5 protein-coding genes and 1 pseudogene are annotated in these 4386 nt (G+C 72.0%); 2 read left to right on the top strand and 4 right to left on the bottom strand.

What is annotated here, in order from left to right; all coding sequences use genetic code 11:
• Positions 1-547 (top strand): annotated as a pseudogene (locus HW130_RS34395) (glycosyl transferase); the annotation flags it as partial.
• Positions 548-612: 65 nt separating this feature from the next.
• Here HW130_RS34395 and HW130_RS34390 read toward each other — a convergent pair.
• Together HW130_RS34390 and HW130_RS34385 are read right to left on the bottom strand one after the other, a co-directional pair.
• Positions 613-2277 (bottom strand): MDR family MFS transporter, encoded by a 1665-nt coding sequence (locus tag HW130_RS34390; protein ID WP_218184307.1) that lies wholly within the window; start codon positions 2275-2277, stop codon positions 613-615.
• An 8-nt stretch (positions 2278-2285) separates the two neighbouring features.
• Positions 2286-2750 (bottom strand): MarR family winged helix-turn-helix transcriptional regulator, encoded by a 465-nt coding sequence (locus HW130_RS34385; RefSeq protein ID WP_177153700.1) that lies wholly within the window; start codon positions 2748-2750, stop codon positions 2286-2288.
• A 203-nt stretch (positions 2751-2953) separates the two neighbouring features.
• Here HW130_RS34385 and HW130_RS34380 point away from each other — a divergent pair, with 203 nt between their 5' ends.
• Complete coding sequence (locus tag HW130_RS34380; protein WP_177153699.1) at positions 2954-3172, top strand: hypothetical protein; 219 nt, start codon at positions 2954-2956, stop codon at positions 3170-3172.
• Positions 3173-3188: 16 nt separating this feature from the next.
• Here HW130_RS34380 and HW130_RS34375 read toward each other — a convergent pair whose 3' ends face one another.
• Together HW130_RS34375 and HW130_RS34370 are read right to left on the bottom strand one after the other, a co-directional pair.
• The gene (locus tag HW130_RS34375) at positions 3189-3911 is read right to left on the bottom strand and encodes a hypothetical protein (protein ID WP_177153698.1); all 723 of its coding nucleotides are present in this window, start codon (positions 3909-3911) and stop codon (positions 3189-3191) included.
• A gap of 60 nt (positions 3912-3971) precedes the next feature.
• Positions 3972-4386: sigma-70 family RNA polymerase sigma factor (locus tag HW130_RS34370; RefSeq protein WP_177153697.1), on the bottom strand; the 415-nt coding region annotated here is incomplete at its 5' end.

The raw sequence follows: 4386 nt of genomic DNA, 5'->3' as shown, positions 1-4386 counted from the left end.
CGAGGGTGGCCCCGGGACGCCGCCGCGCGCGCAGGCGGACGGTGGGGCGGGCGGCCGGGCCGACGGCCGGGCGAACGGCCGGATGCAGCTTCCCGGGCAGCCGGTCCGGGGCGGCCAGGGGCCGGCGCAGGGCCGGGGGCCGATGCCCGTCGGCGCCCCCTCCCGTGGCGAGCACGGCCCGGGAGGGCTCCTCGGCGGCACGACGGTCGACGCCGCGACCGCGGCCAGGATCGAGCAGGACGCGGACGACTTCACCTGGGCCGCCGCGGCCGTCGGCTCCCAGAACGCCGCGAGCCACCAACTCGCCACGGGCGAGCCCGTGATGGCGATCGGCGGCTTCAACGGCAGCGACCCCTCCCCGACCCTCGCGCAGTTCAAGCAGTACGTCGCCGACGGCCGGATCCACTGGTTCGTCTCCGCGGGCGAGGGCATGCGCAACGGTCCGGGCGGAGGCGCCGCCGCGCAGATCACCGCATGGATCGAGGAGAACTTCACCGAGGTCACCGTGGGAGGCACGACCCTCTACGACCTGACGGCGGCCTCGTAGCGCTGCGGAGGGCGGCGCACATCCCGCCCCACGGGTCGGCGGCCCGTCCCGAGGTGGCGGAGGTGTCACGTCCGGTCGGGGGCGGGCGCCTCGGCCAGGGCCTTGGGTGCGGCGCTTTCCTCCGTGGCGTCGCTCTTCAGGGCGACCTCCTTGACGAACAGGGTCACGAGGAAGGCGACCAGGGCGAACGGCGCGGAGTAGAGGAAGACGTCCGCGACCCCGTGTCCGTACGCCGTCTCCATCACCGTGCGGATGGGGCCGGGCAGCGCGTCCAGGTCGGGGATGGAGCCGCCGGCCGTGCCGCCGTGGCCCGCCGCCGCGCCTTGCGGGCCGAGTTCGGCGAGCCCGTCCTTGACGTAGTGGGTGACCCGGTTGGCCATGACCGCGCCGAGCGCCGAGACGCCGATCGCGCCGCCGAGGGACCGGAAGAAGGTGACGACCGAACTGGCCGCGCCCAGGTCCGAGGAGGCGACCTGGTTCTGCGTGCACAGCACCAGGTTCTGCATCATCATGCCGAGGCCGAGGCCCAAGACCGCCATGAAGAGCGCGATCTGCCAGTAGGCCGTGTCGTAGCGGATGGTGCCCAGCAGGCCGAGGCCCGCGGTCACCAGCACACCGCCGCTGACGAGCCATGCCTTCCAGCGGCCCGTCTTGGTGATGATCTGACCGCTCACCGTGGAGGAGAGGAACAGGCCGCCGATCATCGGGATCGTCATGACGCCGGACATCGTCGGCGACTTGTCCCGCGCCAGCTGGAAGTACTGGCTGAAGAAGACCGTGCCGGCGAACATCGCGACACCGACGAAGAGCGAGGCGAGCGAGGCGAGCGTGATGGTGCGGTTGCGGAACAGCCGCAGCGGGATGATCGGGTCGCTCGCCCTGGACTCGACGAGGAGGAACAGCGCGCCGAGGGCGACGGAGCCGCCGACCATCGCGTACGTCTGCCAGGACAGCCAGTCGTACTTGTCGCCCGCGAAGGTGACCCAGACCAGCAGCAGTGAGACGGCGGCGCTGATGAGGAACGCGCCCGACCAGTCGACCTTGACCTCCCTCCCCTGGCCTGCGGCATGGGGGACCCCAGCGACCGGGAGCCTGAGGGTCTTCTGCAGGACGATCAGGGCGATGACCGCGAACGGCACGCCGACGTAGAAGCACCAGCGCCAGCCGAGCCAGTCGGTGTCGGTGATGACGCCGCCGAGCAGCGGGCCGCCGACGGTTGCGACGGCGAACGTGGCGCCGAGGTATCCGCTGTAGCGGCCGCGCTCGCGCGGGGAGATCATCGCGGCCATCACGATCTGGGCCAGGGCGGACAGGCCACCGACGCCGATGCCCTGGACCACGCGGCAGGCGATCAGCATGCCCGCGTTCTGCGACAGGCCGGCGACCACCGAGCCCAGGACGTAGATGATCAGCGATATCTGGACGAGCAGCTTCTTGGAGAACAGGTCCGCGAGCTTGCCCCACAGGGGAGTGGTCGCGGTCATCGCCAGCAGCGAGGCGGTCACGACCCACGTGTAGGCGCTCTGACCGCCGCCGAGATCGCTGATGATCTCCGGCAGCGCATTGGAGACGATCGTCGACGAGAGGATCGCGACGAACATGCCGAGCAGCAGCCCGGACAGCGCCTCCATGATCTGCCGGTGTGTCATCGGCGTGCCGCCGTCGGGGGCGGGACCGTCCCCGTGTCTGGCGTGGCCGCCCCGCACACCGGTCGGTGTGGTCGTAGCCATGAACTTCCTTACGTCGTCTGTGCGGGTGTACGGGGGGCGTGGGCCCGGCAGTCGCCGACGGATTCCCGGAGGCGGGCCAGCATCGCGTTCAGCTGCCCGACGTCGTCGTCGGACCAGTCCTTCAGGTAGTGGGCGAACATGTCCGTCGTCCGACGGCCGAGGTCGTCGAGCAGGTCCGTCCCCGCCGGGGTGAGCCGCAGGATGCGCGAGCGCCGGTCGTCCGGGTCGGGCGAACGCTCCAGCCAGCCGCGCTCCACCACATGGGCCACGTGCCGGCTGGTCACCGACATGTCCACGGCGAGCAGCTCGGCGAGGCGGCTCATCCGCATCTCTCCGTACCGCCCGACGAGGGACAGAACGGCTGCGGACCCGGAGGGGCACTCGAGGGGAAGCACCCGCGCGACGCTCCGCTTCACGGCGCCCATGGCGCTGATCTGCCGGGCCAGCTCCTCGAACCGACTCCGCTCCGCCATGGGCCCTCCCGAGCATCTCGTTGCTTAGGGCAACGATAGAATCCATTGGTTGCTACAGGCAAACGAAAACGGGCCGGGGCGGGTAAAGGAACCCAAAAGGCTGCGCATGTGCAGCGTCATGCGCCGGTCATCACGCCCGGAATCCGCGTCGGGCGGTCGCCCGGGGTTGGGCCGGACACCGCGGTTCGCTAGGGTCCTGCCCCATGGCACACAACCCCCATGCTCCCCAAGGCCAGAACCCCGAGGGCAACTACGACCCCGCGGGCAGCACGCAGATGTTCCGTGCGTTCGTCGACGAGGGCGCCCCGCAGGGCCGCGCGGCGGCCCCCGCGCAGTCGTCGTCCTCGCGGGTCGGTCTGATCGTCGGCGTGATCGCCGTCGTCGTCGTCCTCGGCGCGGTGGCCTGGCTCGCCCTCGGCTGACCGGTACGGCCGGGGCTCACGTCCACTCGGCCGTGACGTCCCGCGTCTCGATGTGCATGCCGAGGGGCACCCGCCACGCCTCCACGCACACCGTGAACACCTTCTTCCGTACGGCTCCGGGGCCGATCGGCGCGGGCAGCGGCTGGGCCGTCTCGATGGTGGCCCAGTCGATACCGAGCGCGCCGATGACGTGCGTGGCGAACGTGACCGTTCCCGAAGTCGCCGCTCTCCCGCCCGTGTTGCGGAACTCCACGGTGACCCGCTCGCACCAGCGCTCGTCCAGCGCCTCGCGAACCGGTTCGGTGAGCTGGAGCAGCGCCGGGCCCGCAGGAGGTGCGGGGCTGCCGGACGGCGGCGGCTCGGGCGTCGGCGCAGGGGACGGCGGCCGGGGCGACGGGTCGCCCGGAGAGCTCGGCGAGGGCGCGTCCGCCGAGTCGCCCGCACCCGTGCCAGGCCGCTCGGCGGCCGGGGGCGCCTCGTCCCGGGACGGCCCGTCGGGCAGCGGTGGGGCGGGGGTGTCACGGCCGGCGGGTGTACGCGGCGATCCGGACGCGTCCGGTTCGTCCAGGGGAACCAGCACGACGCCGCCTTTGGGCGGGACCGCGCCCGTCGGCGCCGGACCGGCGCCCGCCGCCCCGAGCGGTATCCGCCCGTCGTCGTCGCTGCCCGAACACGCGGTCAGCGCCCCGCCGAGGCAGAGCGCCACCGCCACGATCCCGGTCCGCCGTCGTCGCCGCATGGCGGCAGTGTCGCTGACGGGCCGTCAATGCAGAAGAGTCCGAGCCGACTCGGAACGGACTCAGTCCGCGATCAGTCCCTCGCGCAGCTGCGCCAGCGTGCGCGTCAGCAGCCGGGAGACGTGCATCTGTGAGATGCCGACCTCCTCGCCGATCTGCGACTGCGTCATGTTGGCGAAGAAGCGGAGCATGATGATCTGCCGTTCTCTCGGCGGCAGTTTGGCCAGGAGCGGCTTGAGCGACTCGCGGTACTCGACGCCCTCCAGCGCGCTGTCCTCGTAGCCGAGGCGGTCCGCGAGGGAGCCCTCGCCGCCGTCGTCCTCGGGCGAGGGGGAGTCCAGCGACGAGGCCGTGTACGCGTTGCCCACGGCGAGGCCGTCGACCACGTCCTCCTCCGACACGCCCAGCACCGCGGCGAGTTCGGGCACGGTCGGGGAGCGGTCGAGCTTCTGGGACAGGTCGTCACTGGCCTTGGTG

It is taken from the genome of Streptomyces sp. PKU-EA00015, assembly GCF_013387495.1.
In the GTDB taxonomy this organism is placed as follows: Bacteria; Actinomycetota; Actinomycetes; order Streptomycetales; family Streptomycetaceae; genus Streptomyces.
The sequence above is the reverse complement of the archived record's forward strand: the minus strand, read 5'-3'. Positions and strand labels throughout refer to the sequence as shown.

Coding starts and splice junctions, on each gene's coding strand:
- HW130_RS34380 (WP_177153699.1), top strand. CDS start 2,954: ATGGCACACAACCCCCATGCTCCCCAAGGCCAGAACCCCGAGGGCAAC.
- HW130_RS34375 (WP_177153698.1), bottom strand. CDS start 3,911: ATGCGGCGACGACGGCGGACCGGGATCGTGGCGGTGGCGCTCTGCCTC.
- HW130_RS34390 (WP_218184307.1), bottom strand. CDS start 2,277: ATGGCTACGACCACACCGACCGGTGTGCGGGGCGGCCACGCCAGACAC.
- HW130_RS34385 (WP_177153700.1), bottom strand. CDS start 2,750: ATGGCGGAGCGGAGTCGGTTCGAGGAGCTGGCCCGGCAGATCAGCGCC.